Raw genomic sequence first — 26,425 nt, forward strand, 5'->3', positions numbered from 1 at the left:
CACCTCAGGGGCGGGCGATGGAGCAGACACAGACCTCCCACAACGGCACGGCCACGACCACCCCCGGCGCCCAGCGCCGGGTCCTGGTGGTCGAGGACGACGCGACGATCGTGGACGCCATCGCGACGCGCCTGCGCGCCGAGGGATTCCTGGTGCAAACGGCGGGCGACGGCCCGTCCGCGGTGGACACGGCGGAGGCCTGGCAGCCCGACCTGCTGATCCTCGACATCATGCTGCCCGGCTTCGACGGCCTGGAGGTCTGCCGGCGCGTACAGGCCCAGCGGCCGGTGCCGGTGCTGATGCTCACCGCGCGCGACGACGAGACCGACATGCTGGTCGGGCTGGGCGTCGGCGCCGACGACTACATGACGAAGCCCTTCTCCATGCGGGAGCTGGCGGCCCGCGTGCACGTACTGCTGCGCCGCATGGAGCGGGCCGCCCTCGCGGCGACGACCCCGCGCAGCGGCATCCTGCGCCTGGGCGAGCTGGAGATCGACCACGCGCAGCGCAGGGTGCGGGTGCGCAGCGAGGACGTCCACCTGACGCCCACCGAGTTCGACCTCCTGGTGTGCCTGGCGAACACCCCCCGCGCGGTGCTCTCCCGTGAGCAGCTGCTGGCCGAGGTGTGGGACTGGGCGGACGCCTCCGGCACCCGCACGGTCGACAGCCACATCAAGGCGCTGCGCCGGAAGATCGGCGCCGAGCGCATCCGCACCGTGCACGGCGTGGGCTACGCCCTGGAGACGCCGACGCCATGAGCGACGGTCCGGCCGGACGCAGAGGCCCCGGGGCGCGGCAGCCCTGGGGCGGTGTACGCCCGTTCTCGATCAAGACCAAGCTGGGTGCGCTGGTCGTCGTCTCGGTCCTGATCACCACGGGACTGTCGGTGATCGCCGTGCACACCAAGACGGAGCTGCGCTTCATCACGATCTTCTCGATGATCGCGACGCTGCTCATCACGCAGTTCGTGGCGCACTCGCTCACCGCGCCGCTGGACGACATGAACGCCGTGGCCCGTTCCATCTCGCACGGCGACTACACCCGCCGGGTGCGCGAGAACCGCTGGGACGAGCTCGGCGACCTGGCCCGGACGATCAACGTCATGGCCGACGAGCTGGAGGCCCAGGACCGCCAGCGCAAGGAGCTGGTCGCCAACGTCTCGCACGAGCTGCGCACGCCCATCGCGGGCCTGCGCGCGGTGCTGGAGAACATCGTCGACGGCATCACCGAGGCCGACCCCGAGACGATGCGCACGGCCCTGAAGCAGACCGAGCGGCTGGGCCGCCTCGTGGAGACGCTCCTCGACCTGTCCCGCCTGGACAACGGCGTGGTGCCGCTGAGGAAGCGGCGGTTCGAGGTGTGGCCGTACCTGTCCGGGGTGCTGAAGGAGGCCAACATGGTCTCCACGGCCCGCGCGGGCATGGCCTCCGGATCGGGCAGCCACACCCGTACGGACGTCCATCTGCACCTCGACGTGTCGCCGCCGGAACTCGTCGCGCACGCCGACCCCGAGCGCATCCACCAGGTCGTCGCCAACCTCATCGACAACGCGGTCAAGCACAGCCCGCCGCACGGCCGGGTGACGGTCCGGGCGCGGCGCGGGGACCAGCCGGAGTCGCTGGAGCTTGAGGTGCTGGACGAGGGGCCCGGCATTCCGCGGACCGAGTGGCACCGCGTCTTCGAGCGGTTCAACCGGGGCAGCGTCAACCGGCCGCACGGTCCGGGCAGCGACGGCGGCACCGGTCTCGGCCTGGCGATCGCCCGCTGGGCCGTCGATCTGCACGGCGGCCGGATCGGAGTGGCCGAATCCGAGCGGGGCTGCCGGATTCTCATCACTCTTCCGGGAGCGTCATCCGTACCGAGTTGACGTAAAGTTCGAAGCGGAGCCGCAAGATCCACCGGCGTTCGACCTGACGGACACGTGTGATCAGGCAGAGGCCCGCGCGAGCTGCGCGCCGGGGCCCGTCCGAGCGATCCCTGAAGCGGCCCGGAGATGCGGAACCAGGGTTGTTTCCCGCCATTTCCCGCGCCGAAACACCCGCCGCGATGTGACTTACACGACGATGGACGGGCCCGGCCTGACCTTCTCGCTCTCGGGGGCGTAGCCTTTATTTCCGCTGTCCATCATCTTGCGAAGCGGAAGAGGGCGGTTGACGCCGTGTCGCCACAGTCCCCCAGTAACTCGAGCATCTCGACCGACACCGACCAAGCGGGTAAGAACCCCGCTGCGGCCTTCGGTGCCAACGAATGGCTCGTCGACGAGATCTACCAGCAGTACCTCCAGGACCCGAACTCGGTGGACCGAGCCTGGTGGGACTTCTTCGCCGACTACAAGCCGGGCGCGCCTGCGACCTCGGCTCCGGCGGGTACCGCGGCCGCGGGGGCCGCGGGAACCACCACCCCGGCCCAGCCCGCCGCCCAGCCCGCTCCGGCGGCCGCGCGGCCCGCCGCCGCGCCCGCTCAGCCGGCCGCCAAGGCGCCCGCCGCCCCGGCCCAGGCTCCGGCTCCCGCCCCGGCGAAGGCCGCCGCGCCTGCCGCGCCCGCCGCCAAGCCGGCCGCCGCGAAGCCGAAGCCCGAGCCCGCCACCGAGGCCAAGGCCGGCCCCGAGCAGGTCACCCTGCGCGGCCCGTCCGCCGCCGTGGCGAAGAACATGGACGCCTCCCTGGAGCTGCCCACGGCCACGTCCGTGCGCGCGGTCCCGGTGAAGCTGCTGTTCGACAACCGCATCGTCATCAACAACCACCTCAAGCGGGCCCGGGGCGGGAAGATCTCCTTCACGCACCTCATCGGCTACGCGATGGTGCAGGCCATCAAGGCCATGCCGGCGATGAACCACTCGTTCGCGCGGGTGGACGGCAAGCCGACCCTGGTGAAGCCGGAGCACGTCAACCTCGGTCTGGCCATCGACCTGGTGAAGCCCAACGGCGACCGCCAGCTCGTCGTCGCGGCCATCAAGAAGGCCGAGACGCTGAACTTCTTCGAGTTCTGGCAGGCCTACGAGGACATCGTCCGTCGCGCCCGCGACAACAAGCTGACGATGGACGACTTCACCGGTGTCACGGTCTCCCTGACCAACCCCGGCGGCCTCGGCACCGTCCACTCCGTGCCGCGCCTGATGCCCGGCCAGTCGGTGATCATGGGCGTCGGCTCCATGGACTACCCGGCGGAGTTCCAGGGCACCTCCCAGGACACCCTGAACAAGCTCGGCATCTCCAAGGTCATGACGCTCACGTCGACCTACGACCACCGGGTGATCCAGGGCGCCGCCTCCGGCGAGTTCCTGCGCGCGGTCGCCAACCTCCTGCTCGGCGAGAAGAACTTCTACGACGAGATCTTCGAGGCGCTGCGCATCCCCTACGAGCCGGTCCGCTGGCTCAAGGACATCGACGCCTCCCACGACGACGACGTCACCAAGGCCGCCCGCGTCTTCGAGCTGATCCACTCCTACCGGGTCCGCGGCCACGTCATGGCCGACACCGACCCGCTGGAGTACCGCCAGCGCAAGCACCCCGACCTGGACATCGTCGAGCACGGCCTCACCCTGTGGGACCTGGAGCGCGAGTTCGCCGTCGGCGGTTTCGCCGGCAAGTCCCTGATGAAGCTGCGCGACATCCTCGGCGTGCTGCGCGACTCGTACTGCCGCACCACCGGCGTCGAGTTCATGCACATCCAGGACCCCAAGCAGCGCAAGTGGATCCAGGACCGCATCGAGCGCTCGCACACCAAGCCGGAGCGCGAGGAGCAGCTGCGCATCCTGCGCCGGCTGAACGCGGCGGAGGCCTTCGAGACCTTCCTGCAGACGAAGTACGTCGGCCAGAAGCGCTTCTCCCTGGAGGGCGGCGAGTCCGTCATCCCGCTGCTCGACGCGGTGCTGGACTCGGCCGCCGAGTCCCGCTTGGACGAGGTCGTCATCGGCATGGCCCACCGCGGCCGGCTGAACGTGCTGGCGAACATCGTCGGCAAGTCGTACGCGCAGATCTTCCGCGAGTTCGAGGGCAACCTCGACCCGAAGTCGATGCACGGCTCCGGCGACGTGAAGTACCACCTGGGCGCCGAGGGCACCTTCACCGGCCTGGACGGCGAGCAGATCAAGGTCTCCCTGGTCGCCAACCCCTCGCACCTGGAGGCGGTGGACCCGGTCCTGGAGGGCGTCGCCCGCGCCAAGCAGGACATCATCGGCAAGGGCGGCACGGACTTCACCGTCCTGCCGGTGGCGATCCACGGCGACGCGGCCTTCGCGGGCCAGGGCGTGGTGGCCGAGACCCTGAACATGTCGCAGCTGCGCGGCTACCGCACCGGCGGCACGGTCCACGTCGTCATCAACAACCAGGTCGGCTTCACCGCCGCCCCGGAGTCGTCGCGCTCGTCGATGTACGCGACGGACGTGGCCCGCATGATCGAGGCCCCGATCTTCCACGTGAACGGCGACGACCCGGAGGCCGTGGTCCGCGTCGCGCGGCTCGCCTTCGAGTTCCGCCAGGCGTTCAACAAGGACGTGGTGATCGACCTCATCTGCTACCGCCGCCGCGGTCACAACGAGTCGGACAACCCGGCCTTCACCCAGCCGCTGATGTACGACCTGATCGACAAGAAGCGCTCGGTGCGCAAGCTCTACACCGAGTCCCTCATCGGTCGCGGCGACATCACCCTGGAAGAGGCCGAGCAGGCGCTCCAGGACTACCAGGGCCAGCTCGAGAAGGTCTTCACGGAGGTCCGCGAGGCCACCTCGCAGCCGGCCACGGTCGAGCCCTCGGACCCGCAGGCCGAGTTCCCGGTCGCCGTGAACACCGCGGTGACCACGGAGACCGTCAAGCGGATCGCCGAGTCCCAGGTCAACATCCCCGACCACATCACCGTCCACCCGCGTCTGCTGCCGCAGCTGCAGCGCCGCGCGGCGATGGTCGAGGACGGCACCATCGACTGGGGCATGGGCGAGACCCTCGCCTTCGGCTCGCTGCTCCTGGAGGGCGTCCCGGTCCGGCTCGCCGGCCAGGACTCCCAGCGCGGCACCTTCGGCCAGCGCCACGCGGTCATCATCGACCGCAGCACGGGCGAGGAGTACACGCCGCTGCAGTACCTCTCCGAGGACCAGTCGCGGCTCAACGTCTACAACTCCCTGCTGTCCGAGTACGCGGCGATGGGCTTCGAGTACGGCTACTCGCTGGCCCGCCCCGACGCGCTCGTGCTGTGGGAGGCGCAGTTCGGCGACTTCGTCAACGGCGCGCAGACGGTCGTGGACGAGTTCATCTCGTCGGCCGAGCAGAAGTGGAGCCAGACCTCCGGTGTGGTCCTGCTCCTGCCGCACGGCTACGAGGGCCAGGGCCCGGACCACTCCTCGGCCCGCCCGGAGCGGTTCCTGCAGCTCTGCGCCCAGAACAACATGACGGTCGCGATGCCGACCTCGCCGTCGAACTACTTCCACCTCCTGCGGTGGCAGGTGCACAACCCGCACCACAAGCCGCTGGTCGTCTTCACCCCGAAGTCGATGCTGCGCCTGAAGGCCGCGGCCTCGAAGGCGGAGGAGTTCACCACGGGCCAGTTCCGCCCGGTCATCGGCGACGCCTCGGTCGACCCGGCCGCGGTCAAGAAGGTCGTCTTCACCGCCGGCAAGGTCTACTACGACCTGGAGGCCGAGCGGCAGAAGCGCGGCGCGACGGACACCGCGATCATCCGCATCGAGCGCCTGTACCCGCTGCCGGGTGCGGAGCTCCAGGCGGAGATCAAGAAGTACCCGAACGCCGAGAAGTACCTGTGGGCCCAGGAGGAGCCGGCGAACCAGGGTGCCTGGCCGTTCATCGCGCTCAACCTGATCGACCACCTCGACCTGGCGGTCGGCGCCGACCTCCCGCACGACGAGCGTCTGCGCCGCATCTCGCGGCCGCACGGCTCGTCCCCGGCGGTCGGCTCCGCGAAGCGCCACCAGGCCGAGCAGGAGCAGCTGGTGCGCGAGGTCTTCGAGGCGTAACCGGCAGCGGTACGCGCACGGGCCGCACCCCTCTCACGGGGGTGCGGCCCGCCCGTTTTCCCACGCATATCCTTGTCCTCATGTACTTCACGGACCGTGGCATCGAGGAACTGGAGAAGCGGCGCGGGGAGGAGGAGGTCACCTTCGAGTGGCTGGCCGAACAGCTCCGCACCTTCGTCGACCTCAACCCCGACTTCGAGGTCCCGGTGGAACGCCTGGCCACCTGGCTGGCCCGCCTGGACGACGAGGACGAGGAGTAGAACACCCCCTCGCCGACCACAGTCAGCCCCACACCACCGCTCCCGCGGGCAACCGCGCACCACCGTCCCCGCGGGCAACCGCGCACCGCCGCTCCCGCGGGCAGTCGTGCCGCTGGGGCGGCACGGGTGGGCGCGACGGCACCCCGCAAGCGCCGGGCTGCGCGAACACCCCCCGCCCAGCACCACCACCGGTGCACACCACCATCACCATCGGCACGGTCACAAGCCGACGGATCACCAGAACGAGTGCCTTGACTTTCCCCTGCCGCGATATATCGTGAATCACGTAAGACGCGATATGCCGCGTCATCGTCGACCGCTGCGTTCCCAGGAGGTCCCCTCATGCCCGAATGGTCCGTCGCGGAACCCACGAAGCTCACCTTCGACACCCCCGTGAACAACCTGCACGTCCGCATCGTCAACGGCACAGTGAACATCGTCGGCACCGACGACCCCTCCGCCCACCTCCAGGTCTCCGAGATCGACGGCCCGCCCCTCGTGGTCACCCAGCAGGACGGCACCCTGACGGTCGCCTACGACGACCTCCCCTGGAAGGGCTTCCTCAAGTGGCTGGACCGCAAGGGCTGGCGCCGCAGCGCGGTGGTCTCCCTGGCCGTCCCGGCCCGGACCCGGGTCGAGGTGGGCGTGGTCGGCGCCGGCGCCGTGGTCTCCGGAATCCACGGCCCCGCCGCGGTGAAGGGCGTCGCCGGCGACACCACCCTGGTCGCCCTGTCCGGCCCGGTCCACGCGGACACCGTCTCGGGGAACGTGGAGGCCCAGTCCGTCACCGGCGACCTCCGCTTCGCCTCCGTCTCCGGCGACCTCACCGTCGTCGAGGGCTCCGGCTCCTCCGTACGGGCGGACACGGTCAGCGGATCACTGATCGTGGACCTCGACCCCGACGGCCCCACCGACGTCAAGCTGACCAGCGTCTCGGGCGAGATCGCCATCCGGCTGCCGGACCCCGCGGACGCCGAGGTGGAGGCCAACACCGCGAGCGGCGCGATCTCCAACGCCTTCGACGACCTCCGGGTCCAGGGCGTGTGGGGCGCCCACAAGCTCACCGGCCGCCTGGGCGCGGGCAGCGGCAAGCTGCGCGCCACCACCGTCTCCGGCTCCATCGCCCTGCTGCGCCGTCCGGCCGCGGAGGACGAGCCCGAACCGCAGGGCGGCGCGGAAGACAATGCCGGTACGACCGACAAGAAGGTGCTCTGACATGCCTCCCGTCTTCGCCCACGGACGCCTCCGCCTCTACCTGCTGAAGCTGCTGGACGAGGCCCCCCGCCACGGCTACGAGGTGATCCGCCTCCTCGAGGAGCGCTTCCAGGGGCTGTACGCGCCGTCGGCGGGCACGGTCTACCCGCGCCTGGCCAAGCTGGAGGCGGAGGGCCTGGTCACCCACACCACCGAGGGCGGCCGCAAGGTGTACTCCATCACGGACGCCGGCCGCGCCGAACTGGCCGACCGCAGCGGCGAGCTGGCCGATCTGGAGCTGGAGATCCGGGAGTCGGTCGCCGAGCTGGCCGCCGAGATCCGGGCCGACGTCAGCGGCGCGGCGGGCGATCTGCGCCGCGAGATGCGGGCCGCGGCCGGCAAGGCCCGCCAGGGCCGTACGGGCGGGGCGGCCACCGAGGAGGAAGGCGTTTTCGGCGACTTCGGGGTCTTCGGCAACAAGGACGCCTGGCAGGCGGCCAAGGAAGAGATGCGCCGCGCCAAGCAGGAGTGGAAGGAACAGGCCCGCCGCGCCAAGGACGAGAGCCGCCGCTCCCGCGAGGAGGCCCAGCGCGCCCGCCGCCAGGCCAAGGAGGCCCAGGACAGGGCGCAGGAGGAGGTGCAGCGCATCGTGCGCCAGGTCCAGGAGCAGGTGCAGGACCACTTCGCCCGGGGCGACTGGCCGACGGGCCTGCGGGAGGGCCTCGGTGAGCTGGCCAAGGAGATGAGCGGGTTCGGCAAGGACTTCGCCTTCGGCCGCACCGGCACAGGAGCCTCCGGCAAGACCTCGGAGCCGTCGTACTCCGAGACACCCGAGGACTTCCCCGCCGACTACACCCCGTCCTGGGCGCACGAGGACACCGCGGACTCCACCGGCGATCCGGCCCGCGACCTGGACCGCCTGCTGGACCGCTTCCGGGACGACATCCGCGACGCGGCCCGCGACCACGGAGTCACCCCGGACCAACTCCGCGACGCCCGCCGCCACCTGTCCACGGCAGCGGCCCACATCGGGGTGATCCTGCGCACCCCGAAGCGGTGAGTCTCCCGCCCCGCCCCGACCGGGCCGGCACCCGGGCTCCGACAAGCCCCGGCCCGACGGAACACCCCAGACCCGGCGGGACCCGGCCGTGGCCGCAAGACCGGTCCGCCCACCCGGGCCCGGGCTGAGCCCGACCCGGTTGGGCCTGCGCCGATGTCAGCCCGCCTTCGCCTCGCCGCCCCCGTGGAGGACCAGGGTCACGGACTCGTGCGTCACGCCGTGGTCGGCGAGGACCTCGGCGGGGACGCCGGGGCGGGCGGTGAGGGCGAGCAGGATGTGCTCGTCGCCGATGTGACGGTCCCGCCGGGCCACGGCGATACGCAGGGCCCCTTCGAGCACGTCCTTGGCGCCCCGGCTGAAGCTGCGGCGCCCCGACCACCAGCCCTTGTCCTTGCGGTCGCCGGACATCGCCCCGACACCGTGGGCCTCCTCCACCCGGGCGACGATCTCCGAGACGTCGATCCCCAGTCCGGCGAGGGCGTCGGACTCGGCTTGCGACAGACCGGCACGGCGCCGGGCCTCGTCCAGGGCACGCCGTACCGACTCCTTGCGTTCGTCCACCCCGAGCGCCGCCAACGCGAAGGACGCGCGGCTGGCCCTGCGATCCAGCAGGGCACGCAGCAGATGCTCGGCGTCGACGGTCCCCGCCTGCGCCCCGTCGGCGTACTCGACCGCCCCCTTCACCACATCACGGGCGTCCTTCGTGAACCGCTCGAACATCAATGCCTCCCGTACTTCTTGTGCACGGCCTGCCTGCTGACTCCGAGTTCGGTGGCGATCTCCTGCCACGACCAGCCCTGATGGCGCGCGCTGCGCACCTGCACGGTCTCCAGTTGCTCCAGCAGCCGGCGCAGGGCGGCGACGGCCCGCAGGCCGACCCGTGGGTCGCGATCGCCCGCCCGCTCGGCGAGGTCGGTTGCCTCAGTCATGATGTCAACGTACGTTGACACTCCACCACTGTCAACCCCGGTTGACATGCCGACGGCCGGCCCGGAGACCCGGACCGGCCGTCGGGGCGAGCCTCGCCCCTCAGGGGTTCGTGAGCACGATCTTGCCGAACTGCCCGCCGGAATCCATCCGTTCGAAGCCCTCCCGGGCCCGGTCCATCGGCAGCACCTCGTCGATGACGGGACGCACCCCCGTGGCGGCGCAGAAGGAGAGCAGGTCCTCCAGCTCGTCCTTGGTGCCCATGGTCGACCCGACGACCTTGAGCTCCAGGAAGAAGATCCGGGTCAGCTCGGCGTGCGAGGGCCGGTCACCGCTGGTGGCACCGGAGATGACCAGCGTGCCGCCGGGCCGCAGCGACTTCACCGAGTGGGACCAGGTGGCGGCCCCCACGGTCTCGATCACCGCGTCGACCCGCTGCGGCAGCCGCGCCCCGGTCTCCACGGCCTCCACGGCCCCGAGTTCCAGCGCCCGCTTCCGCTTGGCCTCGTCCCGGCTGGTGGCGAAGACCCGCAGCCCAGCCGCCTTGCCGAGCACGATCGCGGCGGTGGCGACGCCGCCCCCGGCCCCCTGCACCAGTACGGAGTCCCCGGGCCGCACCCCGGCGTTGGTGAACAGCATCCGGTACGCGGTCAGCCAGGCGGTCGGCAGACAGGCGGCCTCCTCGAAGGAGAGCTCCTTCGGCTTGGGCAGGACGTTCCAGGTGGGCACGGCGACCCGCTCGGCGAACGTGCCCTGGTAGCGCTCGGTCAGGATGGACCGGGGCTCGCGGGGACCCACCCCGTGGCCGCTCTGTCCGATCACCGAGTGCAGGACGACCTCGTTGCCGTCCTCGTCGACGCCGGCGGCGTCGCAGCCGAGGATCATCGGCAGCTTGTCCTCCGCGAGGCCCACGCCCCGCAGGGACCAGAGGTCATGGTGGTTGAGGGAGGCGGCCTTGACCGTGACGGTGCTCCAGCCGGGCCGGGGCTCGGGAGCGGGACGCTCTCCCGACTCCAGACCCGCGAGCGGCTGGTCGCGGTCGATTCGGGCGGCGTAGACAGCGAACATGACCTTGACGATAGGTTCCCCGCCCCGCCGAAGGAACCGGGCCCCGCTGTGAGACACGCCCTCTTGCCACACGACGGGATCCGCCACCCGGGCGGCCCAAGCCCCCGGCACGGAAAACCGGCACAGAAAATCGGCCCCGCCCACCCGGGGACGGGGCCGACCGGCGATCCGCGCACCTCAGCGGCGGGCGACACCCTCCGCCCGGGCGGCCGCGGCCACCGCCGCCGTCACCGCGGGGGCGACCCGCTCGTCGAACGGGGACGGGATGACGTAGTCGGCGGCGAGATCGTCACCGACCACCGAGGCCAGCGCCTCGGCCGCCGCCAGCTTCATCCCCTCGGTGATCCGGGAGGCCCGCACCTGGAGCGCGCCGGCGAAGATGCCGGGGAACGCGAGCACGTTGTTGATCTGGTTCGGGAAGTCCGACCGCCCGGTGGCCACGACCGCCGCGTACTTGTGCGCGACCTCCGGGTGCACCTCCGGGTCGGGGTTGGCCATGGCGAAGACGAACGCGCCCTCGGCCATCGACGCCACCGCCGGCTCCGGCACCGTGCCGCCGGAGACGCCGATGAAGACGTCGGCGCCGGCCAGCGCCGACTCCAGCGATCCGGAGAGGCCGGCCTTGTTGGTGAACGACGCCAGCTCCGCCTTGATCGGCGTGAGGTCCTCGCGGTCCCGCGACACGACGCCCTTGCGGTCGGCCACGGCGACATCGCCGATACCGGCCTCGATCAGCATCTTGGCGATCGCGACACCCGCCGCGCCCGCGCCCGAGATCACGGCCCGCAGCTCACCGAGCGTCCGTCCGCTCAGCCGCGCCGCGTTCCGCAGCGCCGCCAGCGACACGACCGCCGTGCCGTGCTGGTCGTCGTGGAAGACCGGGATGTCCAGCCGCTCCTGCAGCCGCTTCTCGATCTCGAAGCAGCGGGGCGCGGAGATGTCCTCCAGGTTCACCCCGCCGAAGGACGGGGCGAGCCGGACCACGGTCTCGACGATCTCGTCCACGTCGGTGCAGTTCAGGGCGATCGGGACCGCGTCCACACCGCCGAACTGCTTGAAGAGGATGGCCTTGCCCTCCATCACCGGGAGGGAGGCCTCGGGACCGATGTCACCGAGTCCCAGCACGGCCGTACCGTCCGTCACGACGGCGACGACCTGCGACTTCCACGTGTAGTCGTGGACGAGGTCCGGCTGCTCGGCGATCGCGCTGCACACCTTCGCGACGCCGGGCGTGTAAGCCAGGGACAGATCGTCCTTGTCGCGGATCGGCACGGTGGCCTGCACGGCCATCTTGCCGCCGCGGTGCAGCGCGAACGCCGGGTCGAAGGAGTCAAGGGGCTCGGCCCCGTTGCCCTGCTCCGTATGACCGTTCCGGCTTTCGCTGTCGCTGCGAGGATTGACAATCTCCGCTGCCACTTGGTTTTACCCCTTAATTGTTCATGGTTTGAGGGTTGCCACTCCTGGTGAGGGGTGGGCGGGACCGCGCAAGGCCCGGAGGGTTGATGCGTACGGGCCGAACACGACGGGCGCGCCGCACACGCGCCCTGAGCCCCGGATGAGGGGTGTAAAGAACCTTCTTACCGGACGGACGCCGTCGGCGACGAGTCCATAACGCGAAGGTCACATGCCGCCGCCCTGAATTGTCGCTCCATATCAGGACAAGGCTGGGACGGTCTACGAGCAAGCCCACAATCACGACAAAAACCTCGGTGGACGAGTCCGCATCCTGGGATGGACCGGAGATCTTCCGGTCGGAACGAATGATTCCCGCAGACTGTCCGGTCAGATGTCCCGGAGTGGTGCGGTTCGGGCGTCACCCGTTATCCGATTTTGACATCGCGGGCCCCCTGAATGGCTCAGACCGAATGGCAAGATGCCGTAATCGCACGAGGTCGCGACACTCGAAGACGTGTGTTCTCGTCGACCTGCGGCGCTGTCGGTACCCATCGGCAGTGGCCCACCCATCGGCATCTCCACCCATCCGCCGGAGGAACCCACCATGACCGCAAGCACCACCCGTCGTACCACCGCCGCGCGTTCCCGTCTTGCAGCGGTCGGCGCGATCGCGGTCGCAGGCGCGCTGATTCTCACCGGCTGCGGTGACCAGACGGACAAGAGCAGCGACAGCGGCACCGCCGACTCGTCCAACGCGCCGCTCGCCGACAAGCTCCCGGCCGACATCCGCAAGGCGGGCGTCATCAAGGTGGGCTCCGACATCGCGTACCCGCCGGTCGAGTTCATGAAGGACGGCGAGGCCGTCGGTATCGACCCCGACATCGCGAAGGCCCTGGGCAAGCAGCTCGGGGTGGAGTTCGACTTCCAGAACGGCAAGTTCGACCAGCTCATCGTCGGTCTGCAGTCCGACCGCTTCGACGTGATCATGTCCGCGATGAACGACACCGCGGACCGCCAGAACGGCATCGACTCCGACACCGGCAAGAAGGCCGGCGACGGCATCGACTTCGTCGACTACTTCACCGCCGGTACGTCGATCCTCGTCCAGAAGGGCAACCCCAAGGGCATCAAGTCCCTGGACGACCTGTGCGGCCAGGTGGTAGCGCTGCAGCGCGGCACCACCTCCGAGGGCATCGCCAACGCGCAGAACAAGAAGTGCACCGAGGACGGCAACAAGGCGATCAAGCTCCAGACCTACGACACCGACCCCGAGGCGCTGCTGCGGCTGAAGCAGGGCGCGTCCGTCGCCGACCTGAACGACTTCCCGGTCGCGGCGTACAACGCGAAGACGTCGGGCGGCGGCAAGGACTTCGAGGTCGTCGGCGAGCAGATCGAGGCCGGCCCGTACGGCATCGGCGTCAGCAAGGAGGACACCCAGCTCCGGGACGCCCTCCAGGCGGCCATGAAAGCCATCATCGAGAACGGCGAGTACACGAAGATCCTGGAGAAGTGGAACGTCACGGACGGTGCGGTGACCGAGGCGAAGATCAACGGCGGTTCCTGAACCTCGGCGACACTGAAGGGCAGTCACTGTGACCGACACGGTTGACAAGGCTCCGGCGTCATCGGTGCCGCCGGAGCAGATCAAGGCGATCCCGGTGCGCCACTACGGCCGCTGGGTGGCCGGCGCGGTGGTCATCGCCATCCTGGTGCTGATCGGGATCGCCTTCTCCAACGCGAACATCAACTACGGCATCATCCCCGACTACCTCACGGACGGCACGATCCTGTCCGGCGCCTGGCACACGCTGTACATCTCCGTGCTCGCCATGGTGCTCGGCCTCGTCCTGGGCGTGATCCTCGCGGTCATGCGGATGTCGTCGAACCCGGTCACCAGCACGGTGGCCTACTTCTACGTCTGGTTCTTCCGCGGCACGCCGGTCCTGGTCCAGCTGCTCATCTGGTACAACATCGCACTGGTGTTCCCCGTGCTCAACCTGGGGTTCTACAAGGACGAGATGAACCAGGTGATGACGCCGTTCCTGGCGGCACTGCTGGGTCTCGGCCTCAACGAGGCCGCGTACATGTCCGAGATCGTCCGCGCGGGCATCCAGTCCGTCGACGAGGGACAGACGGAGGCGTCCCACGCGCTGGGCATGACCCAGTCCAAAACGCTGCGCCGGGTGGTGCTCCCCCAGGCGATGCGGGTGATCGTGCCGCCGACGGGCAACGAGTTCATCAACATGCTGAAGACCTCGTCGCTCGCCTACGCGGTGCAGTTCAACGAACTCATCAAGCGGTCCACCGACGTCTCCAGCACCTCGCTCGCGGTGGTCGAGATGTACTTCGTGGCGTCCATCTGGTACCTGGCCCTCACCAGCGTCTTCAGCGTCGGCCAGTACTACCTGGAGCGCCGCTACGCCCGTGGCTCGACGCGTAACCTGCCGCCGACGCCGCTGCAGCGCCTGAAGAAGAACCTCCGTCTGTTCAACTCCTTCGGCCGCCCGGAGGTGACCCGATGAGCAAGATCGGCAAGGACGTGGTGAGCGGCCCGAGCGGTCACCCGATGGTCAAGGCGGAGGGCGTGCACAAGTCCTTCGGCCTCGCGCACATCCTCAAGGGCATCGACCTGGAGGTGAACGCGCGGGAGGTGTTCTGCCTGATCGGCCCGTCCGGCTCCGGCAAGTCCACGTTCCTGCGGTGCATCAACCACCTGGAGAAGATCAGCGCCGGCCGGCTGTCCGTCGACGGTGAGCTGGTCGGCTACCGGCAGAAGGGCGACAAGCTCTACGAGCTCAAGGAGAAGGAGGTCGCGGCGCAGCGACGGGACATCGGCATGGTGTTCCAGCGCTTCAACCTCTTCCCCCACATGACGGCGCTGGAGAACGTCATGGAGGCTCCGGTCCAGGTCAAGCGCGAGACCAAGGCCGTGGCCCGGGAGCGTGCGGAGCGGCTGCTCGACCGGGTCGGCCTCGGCGACCGCAGGGGCCACTACCCCGCCCAGCTCTCCGGCGGTCAGCAGCAGCGCGTCGCCATCGCCCGCGCGCTGGCGATGCAGCCCAAGCTGATGCTCTTCGACGAGCCCACGTCGGCGCTCGACCCGGAGCTCGTCGGCGAGGTCCTCGACGTCATGCGCGACCTCGCCGAGGACGGCATGACGATGATCGTCGTCACCCACGAGATGGGCTTCGCCCGGGAGGTGGGCGACTCGCTGGTGTTCATGGACGACGGCGTGGTCGTCGAGTCCGGCCACCCGCGCGAGGTGCTGACGAACCCGCAGCACGACCGCACCAAGTCGTTCCTGTCCAAGGTGCTCTGAACGGACACGCGAAGGGGCGGTACGGACTTCCGTACCGCCCCTTCGCGTTCCCCTCCGGCTACTTCAGTGCCAGCAGCAAGGCGTCCGAGGGCGAGCACCACACCGCCCGCGCCTCGCCGAACCCCTTCTCGCGCAGCACGCGCGCGTGCCAGGCGGCCGACGGCGTGTCGCCGTCGGCGTGCTCGCCGTAGATCTCGAACCGGCGGGCCGTCGGCGCGGCGAGGACCGGGTCCTTCGCCGCGAGCTGCCACCACTGGGCCCAGTCGAGGGCACCGTCCCGCTTGGCCTGATCCATGCGGGCGTGGCGCAGGGCGCGCTCGGCCGCGTTGATCCGGGGCGTGGTGTCGTCGATCATGTGGTCCGCGTTCATGAAGACACCGCCGTCGCGGACGAGCCCCGCGATGTGCCCGTAGAGGTCCGCGAGGGGTTCCCGGTGCAGCCAGTGGAGGGCCGTCGCGGTCAGCACGGCGTCGTAGGAGTCGTACGGCAGTGCCGCCTGCCACTCGGGGTCCTTGAGGTCGGCCGTCACGAAGGAGACCCGCTCGTCCCCCTCGAACGTGCCCTCCGCGATGGCGAGCAGCGCCGGGTCCAGGTCGACGCCGGTGCTGGTGGCGTCCGGGAACCGGTCGAACAGCCGGGCGGTGATGCTGCCCGTGCCGCAGGCGAGGTCGAGCACGCGCGGCGCGGTGCCGACGAGGGCCTCCACCATGTCGAGCATGACCCGGAAGCGTTCCTCGCGGTCCGGCATGTACCACTCCTGCTGCCGGTCCCAGCTCTCCTGCCAGGCCCGCCAGTCGGCGGCGGCCGTGGTGGTGTCCGCGTCCGTCATCGAGCGCCTCCCTCGCATACGTCCCGTAATACCCTGGGTACGGAATCGTCCATTACAAGACCGCGCTCCGACACTAGACCCCCCGCGTAAGGACTACAAGTGGAACTGGCCTATTACTCGGATTACGCCGTACGCCTCGTCAACACCGAGGAACCGGCCCGGGGCAAGGACACGCTCACCTCCGTCGAGGCCGTCCGCGATCTGTTCGGCGCCAACCAGTCGGCCGCCCGGCGCACCACCGACGCCGATGTGACGCGGTTCCGCTCGGTCCGGGCCAGGCTCCGCTCGGTCTTCGAGGCGGCGGACGGCGGCGACGAGACCCTCGCCGTCGACCTGCTGAACTCACTGCTGCTGGAGTTCCCGGTCAGCCCGCAGATCTCCGGCCACGACTTCCGCGACGACGACGGCCGCCCGCTGTGGCACATGCACCTGGCCGACCACCCCTCCAACGCCACCGCCGGCTACGCCGCCATCGCCGCGATGGGCCTGGCCTTCCACCTCACCGAGTACGGCGTGGACCGCCTCGGCCTGTGCGAGGCGTCGCCCTGCCGCAACGCCTACCTGGACACCTCCACCAACCGCTCCCGCCGCTACTGCTCCGACCGCTGCGCCACCCGCGCCAACGTGGCCGCCTACCGCGCCCGCAAACGCCTGGAGGCCGACCGGCCGGAGAGCACGGGCCGGGCCGACGACAGCGCCCAGCCCACCACGGCCAGCGGCGAACGCCGCTCGGAGCCGCGCGGCCGGTAACGGAACCGGACCCGGCCGAGCACCAGCTCGTCGGGCACCACCCCGTAGTCGGTGCTGTCGCCGCCCGCGAACGCGTTGTCCCCCAGCACCCACCAGCCGCCCTCCCTCCGCTCGGCGGCCCGCTTGACGACGAGCAGGTCCTGCTGGAACGGATGCCGCAGCACGATCACGTCCCCGCGTTTGACCCGGGCGCCGTAGTGCACCAGGAGCCGGTCCCCGTGGTGCAACGTGGGCACCATGGACGGCCCGGTCACCTCGGCCACCCCGAAGGGCAGCGGCGCCCTCGCCCGCTCGGCGTCCTGCGACAGCTCCGGCATCACCCGGCACCTCCCCGGTTCGTCCTCCACCAGTCTCAGTCTCACCCCGGACTTTTGTCCTAAGCCCGCGGGGGCACCCGCGAAAAGCCGTCCGCCACGGAGTAATGTCCAGTGTGAGAAGACGATCACGAGGAAGGAAACGCTCCATGCTTTCCCGCCTGTTTGCCCCCAAGGTCAAGGTCAGCGCCCACTGCGACCTGCCCTGCGGCGTGTACGACCCGGCCCAGGCCCGCATCGAGGCGGAGTCGGTGAAGGCCGTCCAGGAGAAGATGGCCGGCAACGACGACCCGCACTTCCAGGCCCGTGCCACGGTCATCAAGGAGCAGCGCGCCGAGCTGGCGAAGCACCACGTCTCCGTGCTGTGGAGCGACTACTTCAAGCCCCCGCACTTCGAGAAGTACCCGGAGCTGCACCAGCTGGTCAACGACACCCTGAAGGCCCTCTCGGCCGCCAAGGCGTCGACGGACCCGGCCACCGGCCAGAAGGCGCTGGACTACATCGCCCAGATCGACAAGATCTTCTGGGAGACGAAGAAGGCTTGATCTTCGATCATGCCCTCTGACCTGCGATTTCCTTGATTGCAGTGTCTCCGAGTCCGCACCCGGTCCGCAGGCCGCCGAGCACGGCGTCCATGACGGCCCGGGTGCGGTCTTCTTCCCCGGGCCACAGGTGCGCGTAGATCCGCAGCGTGATGACGGCGGACGCGTGCCCGAGGACCAGCTGCACCTGCTTGACGCTCGCGCCGCCGGCGATGAGCGCGGAGGCGTAGAAGTGCCGCAGGTCGTGGGTGACCATGTGCGGCAGCTCGACGGCCTTACGGCCCTCCCGCTCGGCTGCGCCGTTCTCGGCCGCCTGGAGTGCGCGACGGGCGCCGTTCCACTCGGTCTTCCACCGCCGGTAGTTGAGCGGCTTCCCCTCCTCCATCGTGAACAGCCACTCCTTGGAGGGGCGTGCGGCGAGGTGCGCGAGGAGAGCGTCGGTGACGACCTCACCGACCGGGACGGTGCGCCGGGACTTCGCGGTCTTCGGCGGGCCGATCTTCCCCGACTGGAGCCGCTGCCGCTCGACGCGGATGGTGCCCGCCTTGAAGTCGACGTCCGACACCTTGAGGCCGAGCAACTCGCCTATGCGCAAGCCTGACCCCGCGAGCGTGACGATCGCCGCGCGGATGTACGGCGGCATCACCCGGGCCATGGCCTCGACCTGGGCGACCATGGGCGGCGTGACCTCCTCGTCCGACGTGGGCGGAAGGGTGATCCGGCGGCACGGGCTGGACGCGATGACCTTGTCCTCCACGGCCGCGGTCATCACGCGCACGAGGACGTCGTAGACGTTCCGCACGCTGCCGGGGCCGAGCAGTTCGGACAGGTTCTTGAACAGGACCTGGATGTCGTTGCGGCGTATCGCCGCCATGGCGCGGGAGCCGAGCGCCGGGACGAGGTGCAGCCGCAGCGCGTTGTCGGTGATGCGCTCACCCGCCTCGCTGGCGATGAGCGACTCCTCCCACTTCTTCGCGTACTTCTCGAACGTGATCCGCCCGGCACGCGGGTCGACGTACTGGCCGGTCACGATGCTGGCCGTGACCTCGTCGAGCCACCGCTGGGCGTCCAGCTTCCGCTCGAAGTGGCGGGCGTGCTCCTTGCCGTCGAGGTCGCGGTAGCGGGCCCGCCATTTGCCGTTGGGGCGCTTCTGGATGTTGGCCAAGTGGCCTCTCCTTCGTGTCGTTTGTCAGTAGTGGCCGCCGTCCTCGATGTCACTGCTGAGCGTGCGAGCGTCCCGCTCGTCGCCCATGAGGCGGAGGCACTGCTCGTGGATCGCCCGCGAGCTGTCGGGATGGGCCTTGATGTGGTCGGCGATGGCGACCACGGCGCGATGGAGACGATCGCGCGCGTCTCGGGTCTCGTAGAACGCCTCGACGGCCTCTTGAACGAGGCGCCGGCTGTCGATGTCGAGCCCCTCCAGGGGCGGGGACATCAGCTCTTCGAGAGGGAGCTCGAAGACGCGGGAGAAGGCGAGGGCCTCGTCGAGATTGATGCGCCGGCGAGGAGAGCCGTTCTCGATGCGCCAGACCGCTGTCTGGTTCATCTTGACGCCGGCTCTGGTCACCCGCTCCGCCAGCTCGGTCGTGCTCCACCCTCTGACCTCGCGCTCCAGCGCCACGCGCGCGGCCACGTTCCCTTCGCTGTAGAGCAGCGGCACCTCGCCGCCCTCGGGCCTGTCGCCTGCCATCGAACCTCCATCACGACCATCGCTATCCAAATTGAAACATGAGCTTCCCGATTTGGGTAACCGCCGATCCCGAGGTACAACTTTATGCAGATCGAATCGCCATCTAGCCGAATGGGAATGCATGCGATACCTGACCACCGCCGAGGTCGCCGAGCGCTACCGCACAGCCGAGAGCACCGTCCGCTACTGGCGCCACATCGGGAAGGGGCCGCGCGGCATCAAGGTCGGCAAGCGGGTGCTCTACCCCGAGGCCGAGCTCCTGCGCTACGAGCAGACGCTGATCGACGGCCAGGACGAATGGGGCCTGGCCTCGTGAGCAGCTCGCAGCCCCGGACACAGCAACGGCCCCCGGCGCGCCAACGCCGAGGGCCGGAGATTCCCCTGCACGCCGCCCATCCCTGAACGAACGAACCGGTGAGAGGCGGGACCTTGCCCGTCCCGTCCCTCACCTGAGAGGAACGTCGATGGAGGACTCTACGTCCCCCGCCACCTCGAACACATCCCGCAAGGTCGTCTGGCCTGCTGCTGCGGTCCCCGGCCAGGGCATCCCGTGGCTCGGTCCGGACCGAGCGGACGGCCAGTCCGCCTCTCCGGGGACCGGTGAACAAGCGGACCGTGCCGCTGGTCCGGTCGGTTCGGGACCGGACCGACCCGCGACCGAAACCCGGACCGAAGTTCCGGACAACCCGGACCAGGAACCCGGACTGACGGAGAACGCGCAGCTCAGCGGCCTGCCGGACCGGGCCGGAAACCCGGACCGTGGACCTGGTCCGGAAGTCGATGACCGGGTGGAGAGTTCCGGTCAGTCGGCCGGCGAACCCGGACCGTCGGTCCGGGTTGACCACGGTGCTCCGGGGACGGCCCCCGAACCCGGACCGGGAACTGGGGACCGCAAGCGCGCCGGTCCCAAGGTGGACCGGGACCAGGACGGGACCGCCGTACTGGACGAGCTGCGCGCCGCGATCGGCCGCTACGTCGTCCTGCCGAGCGAGGAGGCACTGACCGCGGTCACCCTGTGGGCGGCGGCCTCCCACATCCAGCCCGCCCTCCAGCACGCGCCGCGCCTGGCGGTGGTGGGGCCGACCAAGGGATGCGGAAAGTCCCGCGTCCTGGACGTGCTCCACGAGACCGTGCACAAGCCGATGATGACCGTGAACACCTCACCGGCGGTGGTCTTCCGGATCATCGGCGAGGACCCGCCGACGCTCCTGGTGGACGAGGCCGACACCATCTTCGGCCCCAAGGCCGGCGACAAGGAGGACCTCCGGGGCTTGCTGAACGCCGGACACCAGCGCAACCGCCCCGCCTGGCGGATCTCCGGCCCGGAACACAAGCCGACCGCGTTCCCCACCTTCGCCATGGCCGCGCTGGCCGGGATCGGCGACCTGCCAGACACGATCATGGACCGCGCCGTCGTGCTCCGCATGCAGAAGCGCAAGCCCGGCGAGAAGATCGCTCCCTTCCGCTCCCGCTACTCCGTCCCGGAACTGAACGCGCTGCGCGACCGGCTGGCCGCCTGGCTGACCCCGCTGCGCGGGGCAGCGCACCGGCTGGTGCCACCGATGCCGGTCGAAGACCGGGCCGCGGACACCTGGGAGCCCTTGGTCATCGTCGCCGACCTGGCCGGCGGTCACTGGCCCGCGCAGGCCCGCGCTGCCTGCCTGTCGATGACCCGCACCGAGGTGGTCCAGGACGAACAGACGACGCTGAAGACCCGGCTGCTCCGGGACATCCGCCGCGCCTTCGAGCAACAGGGCAACACGGAGGCGCTGCGCAGCCACGACCTGCTCGCCGCCCTCGTTCAGGACGCCGAGGCGCCGTGGGCCGAGTACGGGACGAAGGGCCTGAACGCCTACCACCTGGCCAACCTGCTGCGCGACTTCGGCATCAGCCCGGCCAACCACCGCTTCGAGAACGGCAGGCAGGCCAAGGCGTACGCCCGCAACCAGTTCCTCGACGCCTGGGCCCGCTACTGCCCCGGCCCCGCCCGGCCGGCCCCCGCAGTCAGCGAGACCGTGCCCGCACGTCGAGTCCCGGGCATGCCACCGACCCCTCCGACGGGGACGTTGCCCGTCGGCCCGCCCGGCGGGCCTGCCGGCCCCAGGCCCACTCGCTGACACCAGCTCCGTATCAATCCGTCGCATCCGTCCCCGCGCAGGTCAGCGCGGGGACGGAGTTCCTCGCCGATACGGATCACTCCGTACCTGCGACCGCCTCCGTACCTGTCCTGACCAGCTACGGGACGGATGCAACGGACGTGACGAAGCCTCACCCCACACCACCATCGGAGCACCCCATGCCCGAAACGAACACCGACAACGTCCCCGCTCGCCGCCGCAAGGGATTCTTCGGCCTGACCCGCCGATCAGCAGCAAGCTGGAGCGAACGAGCCTCTAACGAGGCTTCGTCCGCGCTTGCCCCCGCCCCAGGGGTGGCGGAGGAGAAGGCCGAGCGCCAGGGGGCGCCCGAGCCGGAGGAGGGTGTAGCCGAGACCGGCTGCTGGACCGCAGCCGACTCCGTCGCCCCGGACGCTCAGTCGCCGGCCGATGTCCTACCTCCCGTCGAGCAGCTCTCCTGGCGGGATCTCGATGCCCCCGTCCTGCCCGCGCTGAGGAACCGCAAGCGCACGGTGGAGAGGCGCGACCAGGAGAAAACCATCCGCTTCACGCGGACCGCGGTGAGCGTGATCAGCGCCGCCGCTCATCAGCGCGGTCAGAAGTTCGCCGGATTCGTCGGCGACGCCGCCCTGGCCGCCGCTCTGGGCAAGGCGGGGCTGGTCGGCAGCCCGGAGGACGACCCGGTCCGTCCGCTGGTCGAGGCCGTCGAGGCACAGACGGTCGCGCTGAACCGCATCGGCGGCAACCTCAACCAGATCACCGCAGCCATCCACCGAGGAACGGTGCCCGAGCACGTCGAGGCGGTGCTGGACCGCGTCGAGCAAGCCGCCGAGAGCAGCTACCGGCTGATCGACCAGCTCCTGACGGAAGGCACCGCGCATGGTTCCTGATGTCTCCACCGGCTCCGACTCCCGCGGACTGATCGTCTACCTCTTCGGCCCCGGCCGTCGCGACGAACACGCCGACCCTCACATCGTCGCCGCCTGGGACATGGCCGGCGCCCCAGACCCGGGCCGCGACCCTGAGGCCAGCTACACCCTGCTCGCCAAGCGCCTCGACCACCATGTCGACCTGCGCACCCGCGAGCTGGGCGGCAAGAAGCCACCTCAGCATGTCTGGCACTGCCCGGTCCGTACCGCGCCCGGCGACCGCTACCTCACCGACGCCGAGTGGGCCGAGGTAGCCCGCCGCATCGTTCACGCCACTGGCATCGCCCCCGAAGGCGACGAGAAGGCATGCCGGTGGATCGCGGTGCGCCACGCCGACGACCACATCCACATCATGGCCACCACCGTCCGTGCCGACGGGCGCCGCCCGCGCACCCACCGCGACGGACAGCGAGCCCAAGATGAATGCCGCAAGATCGAGGCCGAGTTCGGTCTGCGCCGCCTGAAGTCCGGCGACCTCACCGCGCCCCGCACCCCCACCGGCGCCGAACGCGCCAAGGCCGAGCGCCAGGGCCAGACAGTCACGGCACGGCACTGGCTGCGCGAGCAGGCATACGCGGTCGCCGCCGCCGTACACAACGAAGCCGACTACTTCACCGTGCTGCAGTCCCTCGGCATCAAGGTCAAAACACGCCTCGGCCCCGAGACCGGCGACGTGATCAGCTACAGCCTCGCCGCACCCGGCGACACCAACGCGGCCGGCGAACCCATCTGGTACGGCGGCTCCAAACTCGCCCCCGACCTCTCCATCAACCGCCTACGCGAACGCCTCCCCGCGCAGGACGTGGCGGACCGCCCCAAGCAAGTGGCGGACTCGGCGCAGACCTGGCGCAAGGCCGCATCCGCCCTGCACTCCACCCACACGGTCCTGGACTCTGCCACCGATGCCATAGCCCAGGCCCACCTGGCCGCCTTCGGCGACGTCCTCCACAACCTGACCCTCGCCACGCGCGGCCCGCACCGGACAGAACTCCGAGCAGCAGCAGTGGCATTCAACCGAGCACGCCGCTCGGCGATCCGCGCCGACCACCAAGCCGCCACCGCCCTCCGAGAAGCCGCCAAGGAACTCGCCTACGCCTCGCACGCCCCTGGCGGACTCACCGTCGCCGTGATCTTCGCCGCCCTTCACCTGGCCCGCGCCGCCGCCCACTGGCACACCCAACGAGGCCACGAACAGCAGGCCGCCGCAGCCGAACAGGCCCTCCGCCACCTCCAGGCCGGCTACGAGCAAGCCGCCACTCCGGTCCTAACCGAACTCACCCTCCGCACACCCCTCCCACAAACCGCCCACCGCTTCGAGGCCGCCATCCGCCACACCATCCCCGCCCAAGCCGAGCGCATCCTCACCGACCCAGCCTGGCCCGCCCTCGTCACGGCCCTGGCCTACGCCGAGTCCGCCGGGCACCGCCCTCACCAACTCCTGGCCCAGGCTGCCGCCGAACGCGAACTGGACACCGCCGAGCATCCGGCCCAGGTCCTGATCTGGCGCACCACGTCCCAGCCCAACAAGCGGGTACAAGCGGCACGCCAGCAAGGAACGGTGGGCACCGCCCGTTCGAAGCCCACACAGCCGAACCAAATACCGCCTCAGGACGGACCACACCGCCAACCACGTCACCGCGTCGCAGGTTAGAAGAGGCCGACCCGTCTGTGCTGTGCGACGTTCTCAAGGATCTCGCGCAGCCACGGGCTGCGGACGGCTGGCAATCGGACCAGGGCGTGTCGGAACGATTCCGGATCAGCCCGGAACAGGTAATGGGGGTGCGGCGCAGGCGGGTCGTCGCGGAGGACGCCGTCGGGCATGCCACCCGACGCGGGAATGGGCAGATGCGGCTCAGGGAAGGCCAGCCACAGCCACACTCCGAACGGCAACGGCACCAAATGCACCGAGGCGGCCAGGCCAGGCAGGGTCCAGGTCTCCCCCGTCTGCGGATGAGCCGGCACGAGGAGGATGTCGGCGTCCCCGCCAGGGGCGGGCTGTCCCGGCCCAGCCAGGACAGCCCACCGCTCCGGCGGACCTGCGGGCAGCAAGGCGTCCAGGGCACGTTGGAACACTTCCCCGATCAAGCCACCCGGGACCGTCACCGGCTGGCCCTCCGAAGCCACCAACAGGTGGGCGAGTGCCCGACCGACCGCGGCCTCCCAGCGTGGACTCCAGGACCACCAGTGGTTCAGCCCCAGCCGAGACCCCCACCTGGCGGTGATCGGCTCGAACGGAGGCGTGCCCTTCCTCTCCGCCATCAATTCCGTCCAGGAAAGCGGTGCGATGTCGGCCCCGTCGACGGAAAGACGCCGCACAGCGCCCGGGGCGAGCCACACCGCCTGCCAGAGCGAGCAATCGTCGATACGGCTCGCCACAGGCAAACCACACGTTTCGCAGGCCATGTTCGGGCCGTCGGCCCCGTCGAGGCCGCAGCAGTAGCCGCCGCAGTTCTCCGGAATCAGCAGAGTGCCGCGGGCGTCACCCGGCGCGATGACGATCGCACCGGGCGCGCCGTCGGACAGGGAGTAGACCGGCGCGTAGACACCGCGGGCGGTCGCCTCCTCCGGATGGATCTCCCCCCACGTCCTCCACGGCGGCCCCCAGGGCTCCGGGTCCACGGCGAACGTGCCTGGTTCCATGAGCACCGGAAGCTGAATGCCATTCCCGTACTTCTGATGGGCATGGACCGGCAGGGCGACCTGGGACAGCGGGGCGGTCAGCTCGGCGCCGCACCTCGCACACACGAAAGCGAACAAATGTCCTCCGTCTAGGAAACAGAGGAATCTTCGCAGCAAGGCAGCAGCCAGCCAATCAGTTTCGGGCAGGGAGAACTGTCATCCATCACGTCCATCGCCGCGAATACTGGGCGGCCACAGACTCCCACGGCCCCCCCAGCGTGCACAGCCGTACTGCTTACTACGCTGAGGTGCATGACCGCGCAATCGCCCCCTTACCTGACCCCGGAAGTCGCAAAGCTCCTACAGGGCATGATCCGAGCCGAAATCGGTCCGGGTCTCAGTGAGCGGGAACTCGACGCGGTCGAGACACGGTTCGGCTTCACTTTCTCGGCAGACCACCGCGTCTTCCTCGCCGCCGGGCTCCCGCACGGCTCGTCGCGGTGGCCCGACTGGCGCGACGGCGACCCTGAGGACCTTGCCGAACGACTGGCGTGGCCGGTGGAGGGCGTGCTCTTCGACGTGGAGCACAACGTGTTCTGGCATCCCGGCTGGCCGTCGAGACCGGCGGAGACGTCCGAGGCACTGCGCGTCGCGAGAACCGAACTGGAGAGCGTGCCGCAACTGGTTCCGGTCTACGGACACCGCTACCTGCCCGGCACGGCGGGCGAGTACGGGCACCCCGTCCTGTCCGTCTACCAGACCGACATCATCCTGTACGGAAACGACCTCACCGACTACATCCAGCACGAATTCGCCGGGCGGTCGAGCGGCCTCCTCGCCCACTCAACCGTCGACTTCTGGTCGTACTTCGTCGAGGGCGGACCGGACATCGACGTCACCGCGCCCACGCCGTTCACGCCGTACGCCACGACCGCGCAGGAGGCCGTCGACTGCTTCCGGATGCTGGCCTTGGAACGCCTGATCGGCCGACGACACCACCCGGACCAGCTCATCGAAGCCGGCCTCACGGCCCTGGTTCTCGACGTCGAGACGGAGTCCCTCCCCCTCCTCGCCGGCCTGTCACGCTCCGAGCACGAGCAGGCCGACACCCTTTTCGACCAGGTACTAGACGAACTCGGCCTGCTCCAAGACCTGCCAGCCGACACCACCGACCTCCCCTGGGAAGTGGCTCGCTGGGAACTCGTCCGCTGGTGGCTCCGGCTGATCGTGAACGGCAGCCTGGCCCCCGGCGCCGGCGGTGACCTGATCACGTACGAAGGGTGGGGCGCACTGGCCCGGCCGCAGACACTCAGGCCGCTCGTCGACAAAACCGAGGCATACAACGACTGGGCGGCGATCCGACTCGGCGACCGGGAATCCCTGGCGGACTCGATCGTCGAGGAGGCACGACGCCTGCTCACCGGGCCCTGGCCGCTACAGAGGTGAT

General features: G+C 69.9%; 25 protein-coding genes. 16 read left to right on the plus strand and 9 right to left on the minus strand.

Annotation, left to right across the window (positions count from 1 at the left end):
- Positions 1-17: 17 nt before the first annotated feature.
- The 6 genes from ACZ62B_RS04590 (at position 18) to ACZ62B_RS04615 (ending at position 8,479) form a co-directional block, all read left to right on the plus strand.
- Complete coding sequence (locus ACZ62B_RS04590; RefSeq protein WP_028959305.1) at positions 18-758, plus strand: response regulator transcription factor; 741 nt, start codon at positions 18-20, stop codon at positions 756-758.
- Positions 755-1,867 (plus strand): HAMP domain-containing sensor histidine kinase, encoded by a 1,113-nt coding sequence (locus ACZ62B_RS04595; protein ID WP_344568907.1) that lies wholly within the window; start codon positions 755-757, stop codon positions 1,865-1,867. Before ACZ62B_RS04590 ends, ACZ62B_RS04595 begins: the two co-directional genes overlap by 4 nt.
- A gap of 291 nt (positions 1,868-2,158) precedes the next feature.
- Complete coding sequence (locus ACZ62B_RS04600) at positions 2,159-5,965, plus strand: multifunctional oxoglutarate decarboxylase/oxoglutarate dehydrogenase thiamine pyrophosphate-binding subunit/dihydrolipoyllysine-residue succinyltransferase subunit (RefSeq protein WP_469689284.1); 3,807 nt, start codon at positions 2,159-2,161, stop codon at positions 5,963-5,965.
- An 80-nt stretch (positions 5,966-6,045) separates the two neighbouring features.
- Complete coding sequence (locus tag ACZ62B_RS04605; protein WP_023586593.1) at positions 6,046-6,225, plus strand: DUF6104 family protein; 180 nt, start codon at positions 6,046-6,048, stop codon at positions 6,223-6,225.
- Between the two features lie 342 nt (positions 6,226-6,567).
- Complete coding sequence (locus tag ACZ62B_RS04610; protein ID WP_344568915.1) at positions 6,568-7,440, plus strand: DUF4097 family beta strand repeat-containing protein; 873 nt, start codon at positions 6,568-6,570, stop codon at positions 7,438-7,440.
- A 1-nt stretch (position 7,441) separates the two neighbouring features.
- Positions 7,442-8,479, plus strand: coding sequence for a helix-turn-helix transcriptional regulator (locus tag ACZ62B_RS04615; RefSeq protein WP_468886908.1), 1,038 nt, complete (start codon positions 7,442-7,444; stop codon positions 8,477-8,479).
- A 156-nt stretch (positions 8,480-8,635) separates the two neighbouring features.
- Here ACZ62B_RS04615 and ACZ62B_RS04620 read toward each other — a convergent pair whose 3' ends face one another.
- From ACZ62B_RS04620 to ACZ62B_RS04635, 4 genes are all read right to left on the minus strand, one after another.
- Complete coding sequence (locus tag ACZ62B_RS04620; RefSeq protein WP_469689285.1) at positions 8,636-9,199, minus strand: Clp protease N-terminal domain-containing protein; 564 nt, start codon at positions 9,197-9,199, stop codon at positions 8,636-8,638.
- Positions 9,199-9,408, minus strand: a complete 210-nt coding sequence (locus ACZ62B_RS04625; protein WP_344568920.1) for an HTH domain-containing protein — start codon at positions 9,406-9,408, stop codon at positions 9,199-9,201. Before ACZ62B_RS04625 ends, ACZ62B_RS04620 begins: the two co-directional genes overlap by 1 nt.
- Before the next feature lie 100 nt (positions 9,409-9,508).
- Entirely contained in the window at positions 9,509-10,474 is a 966-nt protein-coding gene (locus tag ACZ62B_RS04630) for a zinc-binding dehydrogenase (protein WP_344568922.1), read from the minus strand.
- Positions 10,475-10,651: 177 nt separating this feature from the next.
- The gene (locus ACZ62B_RS04635) at positions 10,652-11,890 is read right to left on the minus strand and encodes an NAD(P)-dependent malic enzyme (RefSeq protein ID WP_073932424.1); all 1,239 of its coding nucleotides are present in this window, start codon (positions 11,888-11,890) and stop codon (positions 10,652-10,654) included.
- A 583-nt stretch (positions 11,891-12,473) separates the two neighbouring features.
- Between ACZ62B_RS04635 and ACZ62B_RS04640 the strand changes: the two genes are divergently transcribed.
- Genes ACZ62B_RS04640 through ACZ62B_RS04650 form a run of 3 tightly spaced genes read left to right on the plus strand, consistent with a single transcriptional unit; the run spans position 12,474 to position 15,188 of the window.
- The gene (locus ACZ62B_RS04640; RefSeq protein ID WP_344568926.1) at positions 12,474-13,433 is read left to right on the plus strand and encodes an ABC transporter substrate-binding protein; all 960 of its coding nucleotides are present in this window, start codon (positions 12,474-12,476) and stop codon (positions 13,431-13,433) included.
- A 28-nt stretch (positions 13,434-13,461) separates the two neighbouring features.
- Positions 13,462-14,391 carry an amino acid ABC transporter permease gene (locus ACZ62B_RS04645; RefSeq protein WP_344568928.1) on the plus strand — a complete coding sequence of 310 codons (930 nt, stop codon included), beginning with the start codon at positions 13,462-13,464 and terminating at the stop codon, positions 14,389-14,391.
- Positions 14,388-15,188 carry an amino acid ABC transporter ATP-binding protein gene (locus ACZ62B_RS04650; RefSeq protein ID WP_344568930.1) on the plus strand — a complete coding sequence of 267 codons (801 nt, stop codon included), beginning with the start codon at positions 14,388-14,390 and terminating at the stop codon, positions 15,186-15,188. The genes ACZ62B_RS04645 and ACZ62B_RS04650 overlap by 4 nt, the downstream gene beginning before the upstream one ends.
- Positions 15,189-15,246: 58 nt before the next feature.
- On the opposite strand, the gene ACZ62B_RS04655 is transcribed toward ACZ62B_RS04650, so the two are convergent.
- Entirely contained in the window at positions 15,247-16,017 is a 771-nt protein-coding gene (locus ACZ62B_RS04655; protein WP_468719320.1) for a class I SAM-dependent methyltransferase, read from the minus strand.
- Between the two features lie 99 nt (positions 16,018-16,116).
- Here ACZ62B_RS04655 and ACZ62B_RS04660 point away from each other — a divergent pair, with 99 nt between their 5' ends.
- Positions 16,117-16,767 (plus strand): CGNR zinc finger domain-containing protein, encoded by a 651-nt coding sequence (locus tag ACZ62B_RS04660; RefSeq protein WP_073932419.1) that lies wholly within the window; start codon positions 16,117-16,119, stop codon positions 16,765-16,767.
- Here ACZ62B_RS04660 and sodX read toward each other — a convergent pair.
- Entirely contained in the window at positions 16,650-17,084 is a 435-nt protein-coding gene (sodX, locus tag ACZ62B_RS04665; protein ID WP_217129586.1) for a nickel-type superoxide dismutase maturation protease, read from the minus strand. The genes ACZ62B_RS04660 and sodX overlap by 118 nt on opposite strands.
- 146 nt (positions 17,085-17,230) lie before the next feature.
- Between sodX and sodN the strand changes: the two genes are divergently transcribed.
- Complete coding sequence (gene sodN / locus ACZ62B_RS04670) at positions 17,231-17,626, plus strand: superoxide dismutase, Ni (RefSeq protein ID WP_004983535.1); 396 nt, start codon at positions 17,231-17,233, stop codon at positions 17,624-17,626.
- 7 nt (positions 17,627-17,633) lie between these two features.
- Here the strand turns inward: sodN and ACZ62B_RS04675 are convergent, their stop codons facing one another.
- Positions 17,634-18,788 (minus strand): tyrosine-type recombinase/integrase, encoded by a 1,155-nt coding sequence (locus ACZ62B_RS04675; protein ID WP_469689286.1) that lies wholly within the window; start codon positions 18,786-18,788, stop codon positions 17,634-17,636.
- Between the two features lie 24 nt (positions 18,789-18,812).
- On the minus strand, positions 18,813-19,313 hold the full coding sequence (locus tag ACZ62B_RS04680) for a helix-turn-helix transcriptional regulator (protein ID WP_469689287.1): 501 nt from the start codon (positions 19,311-19,313) through the stop codon (positions 18,813-18,815).
- A 121-nt stretch (positions 19,314-19,434) separates the two neighbouring features.
- Here ACZ62B_RS04680 and ACZ62B_RS04685 point away from each other — a divergent pair, with 121 nt between their 5' ends.
- The 4 genes from ACZ62B_RS04685 to ACZ62B_RS04700 all read left to right on the plus strand — a co-directional run bounded on the left by ACZ62B_RS04685 (position 19,435) and on the right by ACZ62B_RS04700 (position 24,010).
- Positions 19,435-19,629: a helix-turn-helix transcriptional regulator gene (locus tag ACZ62B_RS04685; protein ID WP_109781179.1), complete on the plus strand. Its 195-nt coding sequence runs from the start codon at positions 19,435-19,437 to the stop codon at positions 19,627-19,629.
- A gap of 595 nt (positions 19,630-20,224) precedes the next feature.
- Complete coding sequence (locus ACZ62B_RS04690) at positions 20,225-21,430, plus strand: DUF3631 domain-containing protein (protein WP_469689288.1); 1,206 nt, start codon at positions 20,225-20,227, stop codon at positions 21,428-21,430.
- Positions 21,431-21,744: 314 nt separating this feature from the next.
- Positions 21,745-22,320 (plus strand): MobC domain-containing protein, encoded by a 576-nt coding sequence (locus ACZ62B_RS04695; RefSeq protein WP_469689385.1) that lies wholly within the window; start codon positions 21,745-21,747, stop codon positions 22,318-22,320.
- Positions 22,310-24,010, plus strand: coding sequence for a relaxase/mobilization nuclease domain-containing protein (locus ACZ62B_RS04700; RefSeq protein ID WP_469689289.1), 1,701 nt, complete (start codon positions 22,310-22,312; stop codon positions 24,008-24,010). The genes ACZ62B_RS04695 and ACZ62B_RS04700 overlap by 11 nt, the downstream gene beginning before the upstream one ends.
- Here ACZ62B_RS04700 and ACZ62B_RS04705 read toward each other — a convergent pair.
- Entirely contained in the window at positions 24,007-25,116 is a 1,110-nt protein-coding gene (locus tag ACZ62B_RS04705) for a hypothetical protein (protein WP_469689290.1), read from the minus strand. The genes ACZ62B_RS04700 and ACZ62B_RS04705 overlap by 4 nt on opposite strands.
- A gap of 231 nt (positions 25,117-25,347) precedes the next feature.
- Here ACZ62B_RS04705 and ACZ62B_RS04710 point away from each other — a divergent pair, with 231 nt between their 5' ends.
- On the plus strand, positions 25,348-26,424 hold the full coding sequence (locus ACZ62B_RS04710) for an SMI1/KNR4 family protein (protein ID WP_469689291.1): 1,077 nt from the start codon (positions 25,348-25,350) through the stop codon (positions 26,422-26,424).
- Position 26,425 lies beyond the last annotated feature (1 nt).

This window comes from Streptomyces sp. NPDC053426, from assembly GCF_055585405.1.